The 16,397-nt window shown below is 41.7% G+C and carries 19 protein-coding genes; 1 reads left to right on the top strand and 18 read right to left on the bottom strand.

Annotated elements, in window-relative coordinates; translation table 11 throughout:
* Nucleotides 1–28: 28 nt before the first annotated feature.
* Nucleotides 29–1,510 carry a proline--tRNA ligase gene (proS, locus tag T538_RS0104540; RefSeq protein WP_031532400.1) on the bottom strand — a complete coding sequence of 494 codons (1,482 nt, stop codon included), beginning with the start codon at nt 1,508–1,510 and terminating at the stop codon, nt 29–31.
* A gap of 113 nt (nt 1,511–1,623) precedes the next feature.
* On the opposite strand from proS, the gene mtgA reads away from it, so the two are divergent.
* The gene (gene mtgA / locus T538_RS0104535; RefSeq protein ID WP_031532399.1) at nt 1,624–2,346 is read left to right on the top strand and encodes a monofunctional biosynthetic peptidoglycan transglycosylase; all 723 of its coding nucleotides are present in this window, start codon (nt 1,624–1,626) and stop codon (nt 2,344–2,346) included.
* Nucleotides 2,347–2,424: 78 nt separating this feature from the next.
* On the opposite strand, the gene T538_RS0104530 is transcribed toward mtgA, so the two are convergent.
* The 17 genes from T538_RS0104530 to T538_RS0104450 all read right to left on the bottom strand — a co-directional run bounded on the left by T538_RS0104530 (nt 2,425) and on the right by T538_RS0104450 (nt 16,235).
* Entirely contained in the window at nt 2,425–3,294 is an 870-nt protein-coding gene (locus tag T538_RS0104530; RefSeq protein ID WP_031532398.1) for a hypothetical protein, read from the bottom strand.
* A gap of 101 nt (nt 3,295–3,395) precedes the next feature.
* On the bottom strand, nt 3,396–3,803 hold the full coding sequence (locus tag T538_RS0104525; protein WP_031532397.1) for a hypothetical protein: 408 nt from the start codon (nt 3,801–3,803) through the stop codon (nt 3,396–3,398).
* Nucleotides 3,790–4,116 carry a hypothetical protein gene (locus T538_RS0104520; protein ID WP_031532396.1) on the bottom strand — a complete coding sequence of 109 codons (327 nt, stop codon included), beginning with the start codon at nt 4,114–4,116 and terminating at the stop codon, nt 3,790–3,792. The genes T538_RS0104525 and T538_RS0104520 overlap by 14 nt, the downstream gene beginning before the upstream one ends.
* 21 nt (nt 4,117–4,137) lie before the next feature.
* On the bottom strand, nt 4,138–4,539 hold the full coding sequence (locus tag T538_RS17020; protein ID WP_051655874.1) for a D-Ala-D-Ala carboxypeptidase family metallohydrolase: 402 nt from the start codon (nt 4,537–4,539) through the stop codon (nt 4,138–4,140).
* 88 nt (nt 4,540–4,627) lie between these two features.
* A complete protein-coding gene (locus tag T538_RS18325; protein ID WP_155992991.1) occupies nt 4,628–4,792 on the bottom strand; it encodes a hypothetical protein in 165 nt (54 codons plus the stop codon).
* 20 nt (nt 4,793–4,812) lie between these two features.
* Nucleotides 4,813–5,391 (bottom strand): hypothetical protein, encoded by a 579-nt coding sequence (locus T538_RS0104505; protein WP_031532393.1) that lies wholly within the window; start codon nt 5,389–5,391, stop codon nt 4,813–4,815.
* A 782-nt stretch (nt 5,392–6,173) separates the two neighbouring features.
* Complete coding sequence (locus tag T538_RS0104500; protein WP_031532392.1) at nt 6,174–6,851, bottom strand: PIG-L deacetylase family protein; 678 nt, start codon at nt 6,849–6,851, stop codon at nt 6,174–6,176.
* 24 nt (nt 6,852–6,875) lie between these two features.
* Nucleotides 6,876–7,550, bottom strand: coding sequence for a sugar transferase (locus T538_RS0104495; protein ID WP_031532391.1), 675 nt, complete (start codon nt 7,548–7,550; stop codon nt 6,876–6,878).
* A gap of 5 nt (nt 7,551–7,555) precedes the next feature.
* Entirely contained in the window at nt 7,556–8,410 is an 855-nt protein-coding gene (locus tag T538_RS0104490) for an endonuclease/exonuclease/phosphatase family protein (protein ID WP_031532390.1), read from the bottom strand.
* On the bottom strand, nt 8,407–9,264 hold the full coding sequence (locus T538_RS0104485; RefSeq protein ID WP_155992989.1) for an NAD-dependent epimerase/dehydratase family protein: 858 nt from the start codon (nt 9,262–9,264) through the stop codon (nt 8,407–8,409). The genes T538_RS0104490 and T538_RS0104485 overlap by 4 nt, the downstream gene beginning before the upstream one ends.
* 40 nt (nt 9,265–9,304) lie before the next feature.
* Nucleotides 9,305–10,012 carry a hypothetical protein gene (locus T538_RS0104480; protein WP_031540839.1) on the bottom strand — a complete coding sequence of 236 codons (708 nt, stop codon included), beginning with the start codon at nt 10,010–10,012 and terminating at the stop codon, nt 9,305–9,307.
* Between the two features lie 353 nt (nt 10,013–10,365).
* Complete coding sequence (locus T538_RS0104475; RefSeq protein ID WP_031532387.1) at nt 10,366–11,535, bottom strand: carboxylate--amine ligase; 1,170 nt, start codon at nt 11,533–11,535, stop codon at nt 10,366–10,368.
* A 17-nt stretch (nt 11,536–11,552) separates the two neighbouring features.
* Nucleotides 11,553–12,305, bottom strand: a complete 753-nt coding sequence (locus tag T538_RS0104470; protein ID WP_031532386.1) for a glycosyltransferase family 2 protein — start codon at nt 12,303–12,305, stop codon at nt 11,553–11,555.
* A gap of 4 nt (nt 12,306–12,309) precedes the next feature.
* Entirely contained in the window at nt 12,310–12,867 is a 558-nt protein-coding gene (locus T538_RS0104465; RefSeq protein WP_031532385.1) for a WcaF family extracellular polysaccharide biosynthesis acetyltransferase, read from the bottom strand.
* Entirely contained in the window at nt 12,860–14,002 is a 1,143-nt protein-coding gene (locus tag T538_RS0104460; protein ID WP_031532384.1) for a glycosyltransferase, read from the bottom strand. Before T538_RS0104460 ends, T538_RS0104465 begins: the two co-directional genes overlap by 8 nt.
* A complete protein-coding gene (locus tag T538_RS0104455; RefSeq protein WP_031532383.1) occupies nt 13,999–15,099 on the bottom strand; it encodes a glycosyltransferase family 4 protein in 1,101 nt (366 codons plus the stop codon). Before T538_RS0104455 ends, T538_RS0104460 begins: the two co-directional genes overlap by 4 nt.
* Nucleotides 15,096–16,235 (bottom strand): O-antigen ligase family protein, encoded by a 1,140-nt coding sequence (locus T538_RS0104450; protein WP_031532382.1) that lies wholly within the window; start codon nt 16,233–16,235, stop codon nt 15,096–15,098. Before T538_RS0104450 ends, T538_RS0104455 begins: the two co-directional genes overlap by 4 nt.
* Between the last annotated feature and the right edge of the window lie 162 nt (nt 16,236–16,397).

Below are 16,397 nucleotides of genomic sequence, written 5' to 3'. Positions count from 1 at the left end.
GTGAATTTAACTTAGATACTTTTGAGTGTTAGTATGAACGTGCAATGAGAACTCGGCACTTAGATGGTTTGCCAGAAACCATGTCAACGCCCTCGGTCTGCTCGAACATGTAAGGAACGCAACGGATTGTAGCCTGAGTGTCAGCCTTGATCTTAGCCTCGGTCTCGGCTGTGCCGTCCCAGTGGCAGAGGAAGAAGCCGCCGTTCTTAACCTTCTGCTTGAACTCCTCGTAGTCGTCGCACTCGTAGATGTGAGCGTCGCGGAAGTCCTTAGCCTTCTTGAAGATGTTCTTCTGAATCTCGTCGAGAAGATTCTGAACGTATGTCTCTATGCCGTCGAACGATACAGTCTCCTTCTCGAGGGTATCGCGGCGCATAACCTCAACGGTATTGTTCTCGAGGTCTCTGCCGCCCATAACCAAGCGGACAGGCACACCCTTCAGCTCGTAGTCGGCAAACTTGAAGCCCGGACGCTTGTTGTCTGCGTTATCGTACTTCACGCTGATGCCCATCTTCTTGAACTTGTCAATGAGAGGCTGAATCTTGTTGTTGATAGCCTCGAGCTGGTCTGCACCTTTATAAATAGGAACGATGACAACCTGAATTGGAGCAAGAGCCGGAGGAAGCACCAATCCGTTGTCATCAGAATGTGTCATGATAAGAGCACCCATCAGTCGGGTTGAAACGCCCCATGATGTAGCCCATGCGTAGTCGAGTTTTCCGTCCTTGTCGGTAAACTGAACGTCGAACGCCTTTCCGAAGTTCTGACCGAGGAAGTGTGATGTTCCGCTCTGAAGAGCCTTTCCGTCCTGCATCATCGCCTCGATTGTGTATGTGTCGAGTGCGCCGGCAAAACGCTCTGTCTCGCTCTTCACGCCCTGAACCACAGGAACAGCCATATACTGCTCGGCAAAATCGGCATAAACCTTAAGCATCTGCTTTGCGCGTGCCTCGGCCTCCTCGCGTGTTGCATGAGCGGTGTGACCTTCCTGCCACAAGAACTCTGATGTGCGGAGGAACAAGCGTGTACGCATCTCCCAACGCATTACGTTGCACCACTGGTTGCAAAGAATAGGAAGATCGCGATATGAATGAATCCAGTTTTTGTATGTGTTCCAGATGATAGTCTCTGATGTTGGGCGGACGATGAGTTCCTCCTCGAGTTTAGCCTCTGGGTCAACAATCACGCCGTCGTGTGTCTCGTTTGTCTTCAGACGGTAGTGTGTAACCACGGCGCACTCCTTTGCAAAGCCCTCAACATGCTCTGCCTCGCGAGAAAGGAAAGACTTAGGAATAAGAAGAGGAAAATATGCATTCTGTACTCCTGTCTCCTTGAACATATCGTCGAGTACTCTCTGCATTTTTTCCCAGATTGCATATCCGTAAGGCTTTATAACCATACATCCGCGAACGTCGGCCTGCTCAGCCAAATCCGCCTTAACCACTAATTCATTATACCACTTCGAATAATCCTCACTGCGTTTAGTAAGGCCTTTCAGTTCTATAGCCATTTAAAAAATTACTTTTTAGTTTATAAACTTGCGACAAAATTACAAAAAATGCCCGACATATCTTGTATTAAAAGATTTTTTTATAATTTCGCATTGTTTTTTTAACAAAAAAGATGAAAGGCTGGAAAAAATATTGGCACATTATCGTTAGGACTTTTCAGATTACACTAATCGCATTCTTGGTATCGACCATCACGATGGCACTAATATACAAGTGGTGTCCGGTTTACTACACTCCCCTGATGTTCATACGCGCGGCTGAGCAGATTGGCGACAGCGACTTCAAGATGAAGCACCGCTGGATTCCGCTCGACCAGATGTCGCGCCATCTCCCAAAGGCGGTAATCGCCGCCGAAGATGCACACTTTATGGAGCATTGCGGATTCGACTTCGATGCCATTCAGAAGGCTTTCGAGGATAACCGGAAGGGACGAAAGAAGGCTCGCGGAGGAAGCACCATCAGCCAGCAGACCGCAAAAAACGTATTTCTTTGGCCTACAAGCAGTTGGGCTCGCAAGGGACTGGAAGTTTACTTCACCGCCCTCATCGAACTTACATGGAGCAAGGAACGCATCATGGAGGTCTACCTAAACTCAATAGAGATGGGCAAAGGTATCTACGGAGCCGAGTCGGTGGCAAACGAGAACTTCAACACCACGGCAAAGGAATTGTCGCGACGCCAGTGTGCGCTCATAGCAGCGAGTCTGCCTGCTCCGCGAAAGTACAACTCGGCAAAGCCCGGTCCTTACCTCGTAAAGCGCAGCGGTCAGATTCTGAGGGGCATGAAGTTTGTAGACGACTTCAAGATGACGTCTTCAAACGATGAAAAGAAATAAAAAGAGGACGGCATCGCTGCCGCCCTCAATCAAACCTGCCTCATCAAAGCCTTGTTCGGTTCATTGAACCTAAAAGCACTATGCAGGATTCAGATACGCAGTCTTCATGTTAATGCCGCCGTAACTATTCGCACTCGCTAACATCGCGGCATCACTCTGGTATTTCTCCAGAATATCGTTCACCACCAGAAGTCGCTGACTGCTAACTTTCAGGGTACTACCACTCTCCCGACTGTGCACCCATGCCGCTCCTTCGTTCTTCAGCGCATGATTCATACCAAGCACATAACCGCTGCCGTCTGATGTTGCCACGGAAGTAAAGCCTTCCGACTTCACAACGTCCAGCAATGGGGTCTCGTTTGTAGTGTCTAGTACGACCTTACTTGCCGTCATCGTAGCACGCGGCATTCCATCGCTGTCTTGCCACTGCACTGCGTCAAAGAACGTTAGTTGGTCGCCATCTTCCCAATCATCGTTGTGCTTCACTATCGCAATCGTCAGGTCGCTCACCGTCGTACCATCGTCTATCACCAGATTGCCAAGGGCGATGTCGCTTACCAGCATTCCTTCTCTGAGAGCGTACCCAACGGCAGGCAGACTGCCACGGCTGAACTGATAGCTCGCCAGCACACATGCTCCAGCCATGCGCTCCTGCTTGGTGATGTACGTCGCACCGCTACCATAGTTTAAACTTACAAACAGATTGAAATCACTCAGTCCTGCGCTCTTGCCTTCGAATGCCTGCGCCAACTTGCCGTCATACAGTTTGAAGTTCGCCCCCATGTTAGCCATCTGGCACCGCATGTTAGCCTGCTTCTCACTTCGGCGAGGCACCCCCTTCTTGCGAGGTGTCTTCGCTATTACCGTACCGAATGCAGTCTGGCGCATTACAAAATTGTCATCCAGTCTTCCACTGGTTTGACTCAAAAATCCAGCTACTTTTGCCATTTTTCCTCCTTTTTTATGTTAAACAAAATTCTTAGAAAATAACTATCTGTATTTAAGGACTATCTGTCGACGATAATCCTGAAGCGATGTAAAACCGAACATCAACGCCGTGCACGCACGAGCACTACCGTGGCAAGAAGGATTAAGGCAATAGCCATTATCCACCCTAAAGCCGACACGAAAGCCTGCTTTGAATCCGTTGATTTCTCTTGATGCCATGACATCGAATCTTGAATCAATACAGAGTCTCGTGTAACCACATACACAGTGTCCCTTATTGCCAGCACGTCTTTCTTCTTGTGTCTTACGTCAGACCGCGAACGCAGTTGGTCGCGCTCTGTCACTTGCGTCACTTTTAGAGTGTCACCCTTGTCGTTTGTCATGATAGTCAAAGTGGTTACCTCGCGCAGCGTGTCTCTCTGTTCCACTACCACACTATCCACTCTTTCTATCTTCTTCTCACTCTCAACAGTAAGGACGCTCCGCTCTGCACTCTTAGCAACCGTCATCTGTCGGCTGCTGCGGCATCCCGTCATACACAGGGCACACATCCCTATGAGGACAGCGGTCAATTCTTTGTATCGCATTGCGCAACTCCTTTACTTCCTGGCGCAGTTCGCCCACCTCTCGCTGCAAGGGCTCAGCAATAAAGGTGCGGAACTCCGTCACGTATTCCTTACTCAGTTCCATGTCTTTCTGTCGGTTGTCGGCTTTCAGTCCTTCCACTTCTTGTCTGTGTTTCTTACGGTCTACCATCCAGCCGCATCCGCTCAGCAAAGTAATCAAGCCGAGTACCACGCTTGTAATGTCTATTGTTCCCATTTTGCCATATACTTTTAATTATCAGCCCTTTGACAGTCTTTGATAGCCGTTTCCTGACTTCTTCAGTATCTGCCGTCGGTTAGTCCCGTTTTTCTTCCACGAAACGTGTACGAATGTCGGATAAAGAATCACTTGGTCGTACTTACCCTGTTCAACTATTACAGTAACCAACTGTTCCAGTTTGCTCCCTGATTTCAGAAGAGAGACATCAGCCGCCTCGCCAACCGTGTGCTGACTCTGAGGCACTCCGCCCACAGCGGCATTGTGTTTTGGACAACGGAAACCAGAATTTACGGCAATTGCCATCCCCAGTTTTTCCCGTGCTGGATCCAACACATTCTCCACCAGAGCCTCGATGTTCTCAGTAAAGCGAACCTTACCGCAACATCGGCATTCGAATTCTTCCATCTTAAAATACTTCATGTTGTTTACATTTTTTTAGTATCAAAAAAAGCCCCCGCGCTGTTTTAGCACGAGGGCTCGCTAATCGAATGGACGATGTCCATCTGGGCTATTTCGATTCTGCAGCAGCCTTGACACGCTGCTGTTCCTCAACAAATCGCCTCATTTCTTTCAGGTACTCTTCCCGGGACATACCCAAAGTCTGCTCAAACTCTTTCTTTGTTACTGTTTTTGCATCAAGAACACAGATTTTATCCAATAAGTTCACTTCCATATTATTTGAATTAAAAATTATCACTTAGCCCTGTTAGTTCTGACAATCTTTATCACTTCGGCTTCCAGTTCCTTCACCTCCGTCATCGTAATGCGCAGTTTCTTCGAGATGGTGCGGTAGTCGTTCGTTTCGCGAACCAAGTTCACATAAACTACCAGCCGCGGATGCTCTGACACATATTCCAAAATATTGGCATACCCTAAGTCCTTCATCTCTTCTTCCATCTCCAGTTCATCGGCCAAAGCTTGTTCTAGTTCCCGAGCCACAAGTTCGTTATTCATAGGCGTTACTTCTGACTCGTTCCGTTCTCTCCAGTCGCGCAGGCGGTGACTCATCTCACTTCTTATGATTCGTATAAACTGAGTTGTCAAGTCTAGTCCCTGCTTCCACTTCCACGCTCCCGATGCCCACTTCATATAAGCAACCTTCGGGAAGAACACCGCAGCCTTTTCCGTCAGGACTAATTCCGAGAATGGACCGCTCGTCGGATTTCCATTCAGTCTCTTGACCACCCACTTACCTGACAGTTCCATGGCATCCAAAATTTTCTCCAGTGGCACATCATTTTGCCGCATCTGTTCATGCTTTGCTTCTTTCATAATTCTAAAAGTTTTTTGATAGTTAAACAATTGATTATTCCATAGGCTCCGTGCCGTTCATCAAAACCTGCAAAGGTGCCTTCATATATATCTAAATCCAATATGTTGCCCACACTGATTTTCAAGCATTTGCAAGCACATCTCAGCATAAAAGAGCGGCGTTTCCATCAGATATCTAATCCTTAGGAAACACCGCTCACATATGAACTTATCAGATATTGCTTGGCTTCGTTTCCGAAAACCTTACACTCTTATCTAAATCCAAATTATTGCCCAGGCTGGTAATCAAGTAGTTACAATTAACTTATCCATACTTTTTGTCGATAAAAAACGAACAAGCGAACATCGCTAACTGATGTCCGCTTGTTCGTTGAGTATAACTTTTTCGATACGAACAACATGCGCTGTTCATATCAAAAATCAATTGAGTTTTTTATACAATCTACGATGTACCTCACATCTTTATCTGTCACATAAGGTCCTGCAGGCAAACACATACCAACTTTAAACCCTAATCGGTCATTAGAAGCCGTTTCTTCAAATAACTTATTTTCAACACTTTATAAACTCAACCACAGATTTATATTCTTCTAACACCCGATTTGAGTTTAGACATATGACACAGTCTTAACCAATGTGTACAACAGGACAGAAAGAAAGTACTCTTCGAGTCATGTTTGAGAGAAAAGAAGGTGAGTAAATTGTCAGATACTAAAGTATTCTAACTTCATCCACATTGTGGTCAAAACAAGTAAAAAACAGCCACAGAGTTTACAGTACCTTTATAGTCTACGTAAGGCAACCTCAAATGCTTCTGCATAATTGCATCCTACCTGACAACCACGATAAGCAGCAAAGCCCTCAATGGCCTCTGCAGAACGTGGATGCGGATAAGGACGCATCACGCCACGGTACATCGACAAAGCCTTCACCTTGGCATCTACTCCTTCTTTACCAACTTCAACCCAAGTATTTGGCTGGAACCTATTCATGGCGGTATTCAATGCCCATTCTGTGCATGAAGGAACCTCCATATACCAAAACTCCTTGATAGGCTTCACATCCGTCCTACGCTGGAACAAACGAATTGCCTCTTGACAGGCCATACTGGTCTGTAGGTGGTCATTGTTTGTGTCGGCAGGATGATGCGTGATGATGATATCCGGCTCACTCTCCTTGATGGCAGCCTCGATATGTTGCACCAGTTGAAGATGAGGCACAGTATTCATTTCTATGTTTGGGAACTTGCCCTCATACTCCTTATTCACACCAATGTATGCCAATGCAGCATGAGTGTCATCCTCCAACTCATTATCTTCTGGGCGGAAAGCACGAGCCTTCGCCTCTGCGCTCATGATACACACGTCCACCGTATCACCCAGTCTTGTCCACTTGTAAATCGATGCGCCACATCCCAAGACCTCGTCGTCAGGATGCGCAACTACTAATAAGAATTTCATAATTCTTCCTTAACTCTTAAATCATTAAACACTCTGAGACATACTTTGAGCAGCATCTGCCTTAAGTTCATTTAAAATCCATGTACACTCCTTACCAGCAAGAGCATAAAGAATACAGATAACTGTATAAACTATCATCTTTAAATCATAGAAGATACCAGTTTTCTGCACGTATGTATATTCTAACTCTCGACGAGTAGGATACACTTTCTCCATATATTCCTTTTCATCAGTAAACTGGTCACCATAGATATAGTCATACAGAGCAGCTGGACCACTCAGACCTACGGAAACCTTAGCAGCCTCATTCCACTTGCCATAGCGGAACATATCGAATTGGTCTTCAGCCACAGGACGAGGGCCAATAATAGACATGCTACCATTAAGTATATTTATCAACTGAGGCAGTTCATCAATCTTAGCTTTACGGATGAAATGACCGAATGGGAATATACGGTCTTCATCAGGTCTCAGACTTGCTTCTGCGCCCTTCTTTGGTGCTTTCAGCACTTTCATCGACCTGAACTTAAACATTTTGAACGGCTTATTCCCTTTACCGATGCGATTGGCCTTATAGAATATCGGTCCCCAGTCACTAATTAGTATTCCAACAATAGTAAAAAGGAAAACTGGAGATAAAACCACAAGTGCAATAAACGCACATATAAAATCAAATACTCTTTTAATAAAACTATACATATCTATCAATTGTTTACATTAAACCCAGCTACAACTGGGTTATGGTCACTAAGATCAGAATCTATTACTTTAATGCATTGCAATTTCAACTTATCCGAATGCAGTATGTGATCAATTCTCAACCGCATCCAGCCATCATGGTAAGTAGTTCCATATCCATTTCCCCCTTCCCACCATGCATTTTTCAATCCACAAGTAGAAAGTGTATCTAACGGAGCAGAGCAACTAAAATCATTCATATCACCCATCACTATTACTGGATACTCAGATTCAAGAACCGCTATTTTCGTCCAACGTGCTTGAAAACAGCGATTATCCTGTGCATCCTTATATCTATCATATGATGTGGTGTCACTTACAAGTTCTTTCTCAATAGTACTATTATCATAGCGATTGCTCGCCATATGAACACCGAATATCTGCACAGAATCATCAACTAAGGCTATTGTGGCCTTAATCGTTTGTATCGATTTCCCTGGAGTTGGGATATATACATGCCCAGAATTTGTCATGGCTCTTTTACAGTAAAAAATATCCCCACAGATTTGATGGCTTCGAAACTCTTCAGTAAAAGGGTACTTCGTTTTAAGAAGCGAATCCATCACCATGCAACTATCCTGATTATATTCATTTAGTTGCACAAAATCTGCATCTTCCTTAAGAATCAAATCTGCTATTTTTCTTTGCCTGATGCTGTCCGTGCCCCTTGAACAATGCACATTCCATGTCATTACTTTCAGTTCACATTCTTCTTCTCCAGAAAAAGGATTGAAGGCAATCACCTCATATTTCCAGTTTAAATATAATACACCGAGGAAAAATACAAGGCAAACTGCTGCTATCTTATATTTTGTTTTCAATTTAAAGATACCGTCCTAAACGGCCACAATGCTTTGAACACTAAATAGGTCTTATTACTCTTTCCAAACACAAGTTTGATGCAATAATACCCACATACTACCATCCAGCGAGGTATGCGAAAAACATTTTTAGCCCTACCTTCAGCGCTCTCTTCCGCTATAACCTTAGCACTATCCAGCAACTCATCATCCTTAATGAAATGAATAGTGTTATCCACTTTCTTGTCTACCCAGTCAACCATAGAGGCTACTGCTTTCGTGACATCAAGCACCTCAAACTGTTGACCTCCACCTATTAAGTAAGCAAAGTTTGGATATTTCAAGTAATAACGTTTCTCTATATCACGTTTAACGTCTTGTGTATATACAGGAGAGAAGCGATAGATGTTCCATATCTTGCAAATCTCTTTCAGTCTCCCTTCAGCCAGTGCTTTGCTTTTACCATAATTAGATACTGGATTCAATTCCGTATCGGGCGTAATTAAGCCCTTCACCATACCAATGGCATCAACAGTACTGATAAACAACACCGGCACATCATACTTTGCACAAGCCTCAAACACATTTTCCGCCATATCAACATTCACCTTTTTGAATGCTTCCCATGTAACATCCTTCACGCCAGCCGTATGGGCCAGAGCCGCAAGATGAATACAGCGGTCAATTTTGTTTTCACTAAACACCCGCATCACGTCATCTTTGGATGACAGATCCAAGATGACGGACGTTAATCCAGGAAACTTCACCTTTGGCTTTACTCGGTCAACACCAATAACCGTATGACCTTTCTCTATCAAGCCTTTTACAACATACCCGCCTATCATACCTGCGGAACCGGTAACAAGAATAATCATTATCTGCAGAGTTGTTTTAGTAGTACTAAAGTACTTATTTTTAATGTGTTCCACTATATAAACCAACAAAAATAGTTATTATGCAAGTCAAGGCAAAAGCGATGATAAAATTTATAAAATCCAATGTAGAACCACCAGTAAACTTAACTAGAAGTAATACTAATACTCCCTTTATAGGGTTATGGATTGCCATAACGCGAAAACTATTTCGTCCAATCCACTTAATTCCACTGACAATCTTTAATGATAGATTATTTATTGCAATACTAAAAATAACAAAAGCAATAATACCCACAAAAGCTGTGATGTAAAACACACTTGGGCTACGACCTAAATATGAATGTCCCATCGAAATTATTCCATTATAGTTAGCGCCACAATAGACAATAAAAGATGACACAACAAATACAAGAACACTCCTCCCCCAATACCTATTTATTGAACATACAATCATTTCATGAGGAAAATGCTTCACCAATAAGTTACCAGCCATATAAAAAGGCAGAGCCATAAAAGCCACATCAATACTCCATGGCAATGTGCTGAAATCAAAGAAAGTTGCTTTTATAGTTAACACCCCCAATACGCCAAAAGCGATACTCAAAAGAACAATTAGTTCCTCTTTTAGATATGACAAAAAATAATAAAGAACTTCAACAACAAATAAGCACATGACGAACCAAAGTGGAACATTATGGACCAAATATCCCTCCGAGCCCTGAGAAATAAAAGTTTGCAGTAATGGCATCCAATAACTGTCTACAGGAACATGACTAAAATATGCAAAAGCAGCCCAAATTATCTTGTGAATACCGACCAAAACATATATGGCAGCAACAGGCTTCTTATTCTTTTTTTATAAAACCTTGAAATTCTGGATATCTGTCTCGAAAAAAAACAGAACCGCTCAAAAAAAAGAACAATGGGATATGAAATGAATAAATGATGCATTGCTCAACCATCCAAAGCCAATATGTCCCCAGATAATAGTGAGCATACCTAATCCTTTGGCAACATCTAAGTAATCAAATCTACCCTTACTCATGATATATTTGCTATCTCTCATCGTTTTGTAAAATATAAAAGCTTTTTTCAGTTATTTTATAGTCTCTTCTCTTTCATTTTTTTTCTAAAATCCTTAAGTCCATCCAGTAGGAAAGCGAACCAAGGGAGAGGGTCATCCCAATAGAACATCTGTTCCCTAACCTTTTTGTATCCTAACCTACAAGGAGATTTTTTGAATCTATTTTTACTCTTCAGGAACCACAACATATCCGTTTGCCCTATTCTGAGACATAGACTTGTATCACTCTTGTCAAAGCGTGTTACAGGTTGATTATAAGCATCTTCAAGTATTTGCTGGCAAAGATTAAAACCAGAGAGAAATCCTATAGTTATGGCATGGCTTGCACGAGGATTTATCTCTATCACCTTTGCTACATTATCTCGTTTATCTATCATCATGTCAATACCAATGACCCCTCGGAGATTCATTTTCTTGACAAGTGCTGAACATGTTTCATGTATATCCTTGCGATCTATCAAAACATTCATTGTACTGGTACCACCGTCTTCAGGGTACAAATGTATACTGTCATAGATGAAAGAACTTTTCACCTCTCCGTCTCTGTCCACGTACACATTGCCTGCTATCACATGACTATCTAATGGTATGCATTCCTGTACTACATAATCAGCTAAATAAATATGTCGAGCCTCAATATATTCTTTCAATTCTGTTTCGTTATAAAAAACATGGAATCCACGAGCTCCAAACATACTACGAGGTTTTATAATGATAGGATAATCTAAACCGCCTTCGTTTACGTCTTCTGGTTTAGTCACATCAAAAAGTGTTTTGGGGCATGGCAGACCATTTTCCATACATACTCTCATCACCTCATTTTTATCATTGGCTCTGTCAAAAATCTCTTTATCATTTACCCATATGATAGCATATTTAGCAAGTTCCTCTTTATGATGTGCCAATATTCTTGCGCCAAACTCAAACACTGGAAAAACTAAATCGTATTTTCCTGTTTTTATAAGATTAACTATATATTTTTCTGATCCCTTCTTATCATGCAGGTCACAAATGCCAAGAATCTTATGATCAGGTAAACGTGAAGCATAGCCACAGTCCAGTTTAGAGCCGCATAACACCGATACCTCACACCCTAATTCTTTAAAGCCGCGTATAAATGGAAGACATTGTTTACAATAGCCTTCTAATACCAAGATATTCTTGCCACTAAACTTCTTTTTCCTCATTTCCAAAACTATTAATCTTAACCAAAGATTCTGTTTAGTTTAAACAAATATTTAAACCAAATTAAAGGTTCTATGCAAAACAGCCCATTCTCTCTGCAGGCTCTCACTGTTTCCTTATTCAGAAGCAATTTATTTGCGAGTTGGGTACTTACGCCACCTACTCTAAATGTCATTATGGTTTCTGGTATATATTTTGTCTTCACACCATTTACATATATAAAACGAAGCATCAACTCGAAATCAGCAGCAATCTTATAGTCTGTTTTGTAATAGCCATATTTCTCAAAAAGTTCCCGTTTTGCATAAAAAGTTTGATGCCCCGGCATCAAGCCAATGCGATACATCCATGTTCTGAAATACGACGCCCTCGTTATTCTGAGTTCTTTGTTGACATCATCTCCTGATACGACTCTATCATCACCATAGATTGCCTCAACCATAGGGTCATCAAAAGCATGTGCTATCAATTTAAACGTATCGCTTCTATGAAAGAAGTCGTCGGAATTAATTATACCGACAACATCACCCTTAGCCATCCTTATCCCCTTATTTATAGCATCATATAGTCCTTCATCTGCTTCAGAAATCCATCGTAGACGTCCTTCAAATTTTGGTTCATATTCCTTTATAATATCAATGGTGTTATCTTTGGATACACCATCAACAATAATATATTCATAATCTTTGAACTCCTGTTTGAGTACACTCTCTATACAATCTCGTATGATATGTGCTCTGTTATACGTTGCTGTTATAATTGATATCTTCATAACACTATTCTATTATACGTTCACGAACCTTTTGGGCTGGATTCCCCTGATAAATTCCATATGCATCCAAATCCTTATTTGCAACAGAATATACAGCTAAAACAGCATGGCTATGTAGAGTAACTCCAGGACACACCATACTTCCCGCTCCTACCCAAGCACCTTCTTCTATTGATATTTTACCAACCATCAGGTCAAAAGTTGTTTTCTTATAGTTGTGGTTACCACAAAGTAAAATGGCATTTTGACTAATGGACACATTATCGCCGATTGTTACAGGCTCATTGTTTTCTATCCATACATTTTCACCTATCCAGACATTGTTGCCAATAGTTAGATTCCATGGATATTTTACATTTACTCCTGGTTTTATCCATACACCTGAGCCTATTTTGGCACCAAACATTCTAAGTACGGTACGTTTTATTCCCATAAATGGGCACAGAATATTCCTTAAAAACAATGCATTGAAGAAATACCATACTTTTATCTTTAACCCGCTGCCTCCACAATCGTGCCAGTCGCAATTATATGAGCCTAAATCAACTTTCTTCCTATTCATATATGTCTTCCGTTTTTGTGCCATAACCTAATACGTAATCATACACAGACTTCATCTTTTTTGCGACATTCTCCATACTGTATTTCTCAAGTACAAGTTGACGCCCGTTCTCACCCATTACAAGCCGCGTGCTTTCTGACAATTGCAAAACCTGTTCAATAGTTTCCGCTATCGAATCAACACTGTTGTCAATCCACCATCCACAGTTTTTTTCTGGCAATTCTTCCCAAGGCGTACCATAAGCAGCTATCACAGGTACACGATTAATCAGGGCTTCTGGCACAACCATGCCAAAATTTTCACTGGTGCTTACCAATAATTGCACATCAAGTTTGTGTACTTCCGCCTTCAATTTATCTCCAGTCAGGAAGCCTGTGAATGATACGTTCTTCAACTGGTTCTCTGCCACATATTGCTTTAATTCTGATAGATAAACCTCATCTCCGCTACCAATTATCACCAACTCTGCATCTTGAGTCTTATCATCCAACTTCTTCCATGCCTCTATGATGCGATCTATGTTCTTGATACGTGCCACTCTTCCCACAAAGCCAAAACGTCTTCTATTATTCTCTGGCCGCTTTTCGTCACTCATGCGAAGATAGTCTTCATCGATGTTAAGGCAGTTGGGAACAACTGCTATCGGTTGTTTCAACCCCAATGCCCTTAGATGTTTCATTTCCTGCTTACAAGTAGCATGCAATATTGTAGCCTTCTCCAAGTCTTCACGTTGAAACAGCGGCATAGTTAACTTTTTCTTCCATGAAGACCTTCCCTTCAATGCATTAGGATAAAGCATCCCATGTGGCGACAACACAAAGGGTATTCCTGCTCTTTCTGCAGCTTTTCGGGCCTGATGTGAGAAGTAATACCAGATAACATTGGCATGTACAAAGTCATATTCACTTGCGTGATCATTAATGTACTTCCCAAAATTTCTTGAATACAAGAAAGGCGAAAAGGCATCATTAGGCAGGGCCTTGATAAAAGTATCCTTCCATATTAATTTCTCACTCCTTAACGTCAGTACATCAGTCGGTACTAACTCGTTTAGCCCCTTTACCAGGTAGTATGTGCAGGTACTTGGACCACCATACGAAATATCCAGTGTTGGTGTAGTATGTAATATCTTCATTGTTTTATTCCCCATACCTTTAGGTGGGCATCCACCATGGTTTCTATCGTGTAGCGGCGAGCCGTCTCAACACATGCTTCCGAGTATTTTTCGCACCCGTCATTTAGCACTCTATCTATTGCCTTTGCCAATGCATCATAATTCTTTATGGGAACAATGTCGCCATTCTCTCCCTCCTTTATCATTTCCAAAGCAGAGCCACACCCATTGGTGGCCACAACAGGTTTCCCATGTGCCATGGCTTCGTTGGTGATTAATCCCCAAACGTCTTTTCTCGTTGGAAAAGCAACGACATCTGCCGCTTCATAGTATTCCGACAGCTCTGCTTTGGTCTTAAAACCTACAAAATGCACATTATTGAGCTTCAAAGCAGATACTTGGTCAATGTACTTTTGAGTCGGGGTGCCTCCGATGATATAAAGCCCTGCATTTTGAGTTTTCAAACGAGCAAACGCATCTATGAGAACATCAAAACATTTAAGTGGGATAAAACGTCCCACAGCTATTACGACTTTTCCTTCTGGAATTCCAAGTTGTGAACGTTTATTGCTTCTGAATGTTGAAGTCAATTTAGATGTTGATACGATTTCCGTTTCTTTTATAGAAGAAAACGGATATTTGTAAATTCGATCTTCTCTGTAACCAAGGTATTTTAAATATTTTATACTTTCATCACATGTTGTGAAGTAGCCTGTTGATCCCAGTATTAACCATTTCTTCAATAATTTCTTCGGGAAACTGTCATATTCAAAAAAGCCCCCATCGCCTTCCATGTAGAAGTTCTTGCCTGTCAACCTGCAATAGCTAATTGCAAGCATTGCTGAGGGGGAATAGTAATTGGCTAAAACTATTATATCTGCATCACTCTTCCTGACATAATTCAACAGCCCGAAACTGATTGTCCTGTCATAACTGAACGGACGCAGTTCCAGATTTATGGCCTTATAGTGTTTCGCTGCGGATGCTACCCATCTGCTATCACGCTCGCTTGAGGTGTTGCGTTCAAAACATACCGTCAGTTCACAATGCTTACCCAACTCATTAAAGAAATCCACACGATAAGGAGAAGGGATATTTACACAATATAATATCTTCATGCTGTTATTTTCCCTGTTTTTTTATTGTAACTGTACATCCATAATACAACCATTGAAACATATAGCATGTTTGTCGTAAACTGGTTAACACCAGAAAGATAACTTTCCTGATTTGCTCCAAACAATATAGCCAGCATTATTCCCAAATACTTGCGAACATATATGTTACTTTCTTTATATAATTTTAGGTTTTTTACCACCCCTAAAATAAGTATTCCTAACCAAAGACCGCCAAAGCCATACCCCATTTGTTCGAGCATATTGAGATAACCATTATGCGCTCCCAGATCTGTTAAACTTAAAGCATATCCATAATTCACGAAATTAAAACCGTTACCATCCCACGGATGTTGTTCAATCATCCAGCGGGCAGCCTCACGTTGATCATCGCGGTCGATGGATATTCGTCCGTCAAAAGTGCCTATCATGCGATTAACAGAAGACACTCCAAAACCTAATTCCGGCAAAACGAATACAATTGCTAATAAGCCGATAATACCTGCCAAAATCAGTTTAGAAGACGCGCCATAACGAAAAATAATCAACATTCCCATCATTGCCAATGAATTTCTACTACTTCCCAACAGGACACACATAGCACAAAAAAGAAGACATATTATCTCCACTTTACTATACTTACCTTCTTTAAACAGGAAACAAGCCATACCAATCACTGCTATTGCGCAACCCGCATTTCCATTATAAAAACCAAAGGCCCTACTCGCAGAGTCCATACCCATTTTGTTAAATCCGATGATAAGCAGAGAGACAACAAGATAGCCCATTGGCTTTGAAATTTTCTCAAAATAGAACCTATAATTCTTGCCAATGCAAAGCAGCATCACACAAAATGTTGTAATCTTAGCTACGAGATAAATGAGGTTTTCTGTTGTTGCATATTTGATTCCCACAGTAGATTGATATATAATATAAATAATAATCCACCAAGCCATGTAGGGACATTGTTTAAATCCATCTTTGATGATATTCAAATTCATCATGCATATAGGCATACTTAATGCCAACACCCCATAGAAAACCATCTTAGAGATTGATGCAAGCATGATGTATTCTGCCGTCATATTCACAATGAGGAATAGCAAAAGTAGATATTCACTTTTTAGATATTTGCTCATATTAGCTCAATATATAGTATGAAATCCTTTATCAATTCATCAATATCATAAGGCTGACAAAGATGTTGTACGTCATGTTCTTTATACTGCTTTTCAATATTTTCGGCTAATTGTCAATGGTCGTGTAGAGTAGTCCGTACCTCCTTTCAGTTCCTTTTCATT

Origin of the sequence: Bacteroides sp. Ga6A2, assembly GCF_000702225.1 — a bacterium.
GTDB lineage: Bacteria > Bacteroidota > Bacteroidia > Bacteroidales > Bacteroidaceae > Ga6A1.
Note: the sequence above shows the minus strand (reverse complement) of the source record. Positions and strands in the feature narration are given on the sequence as shown.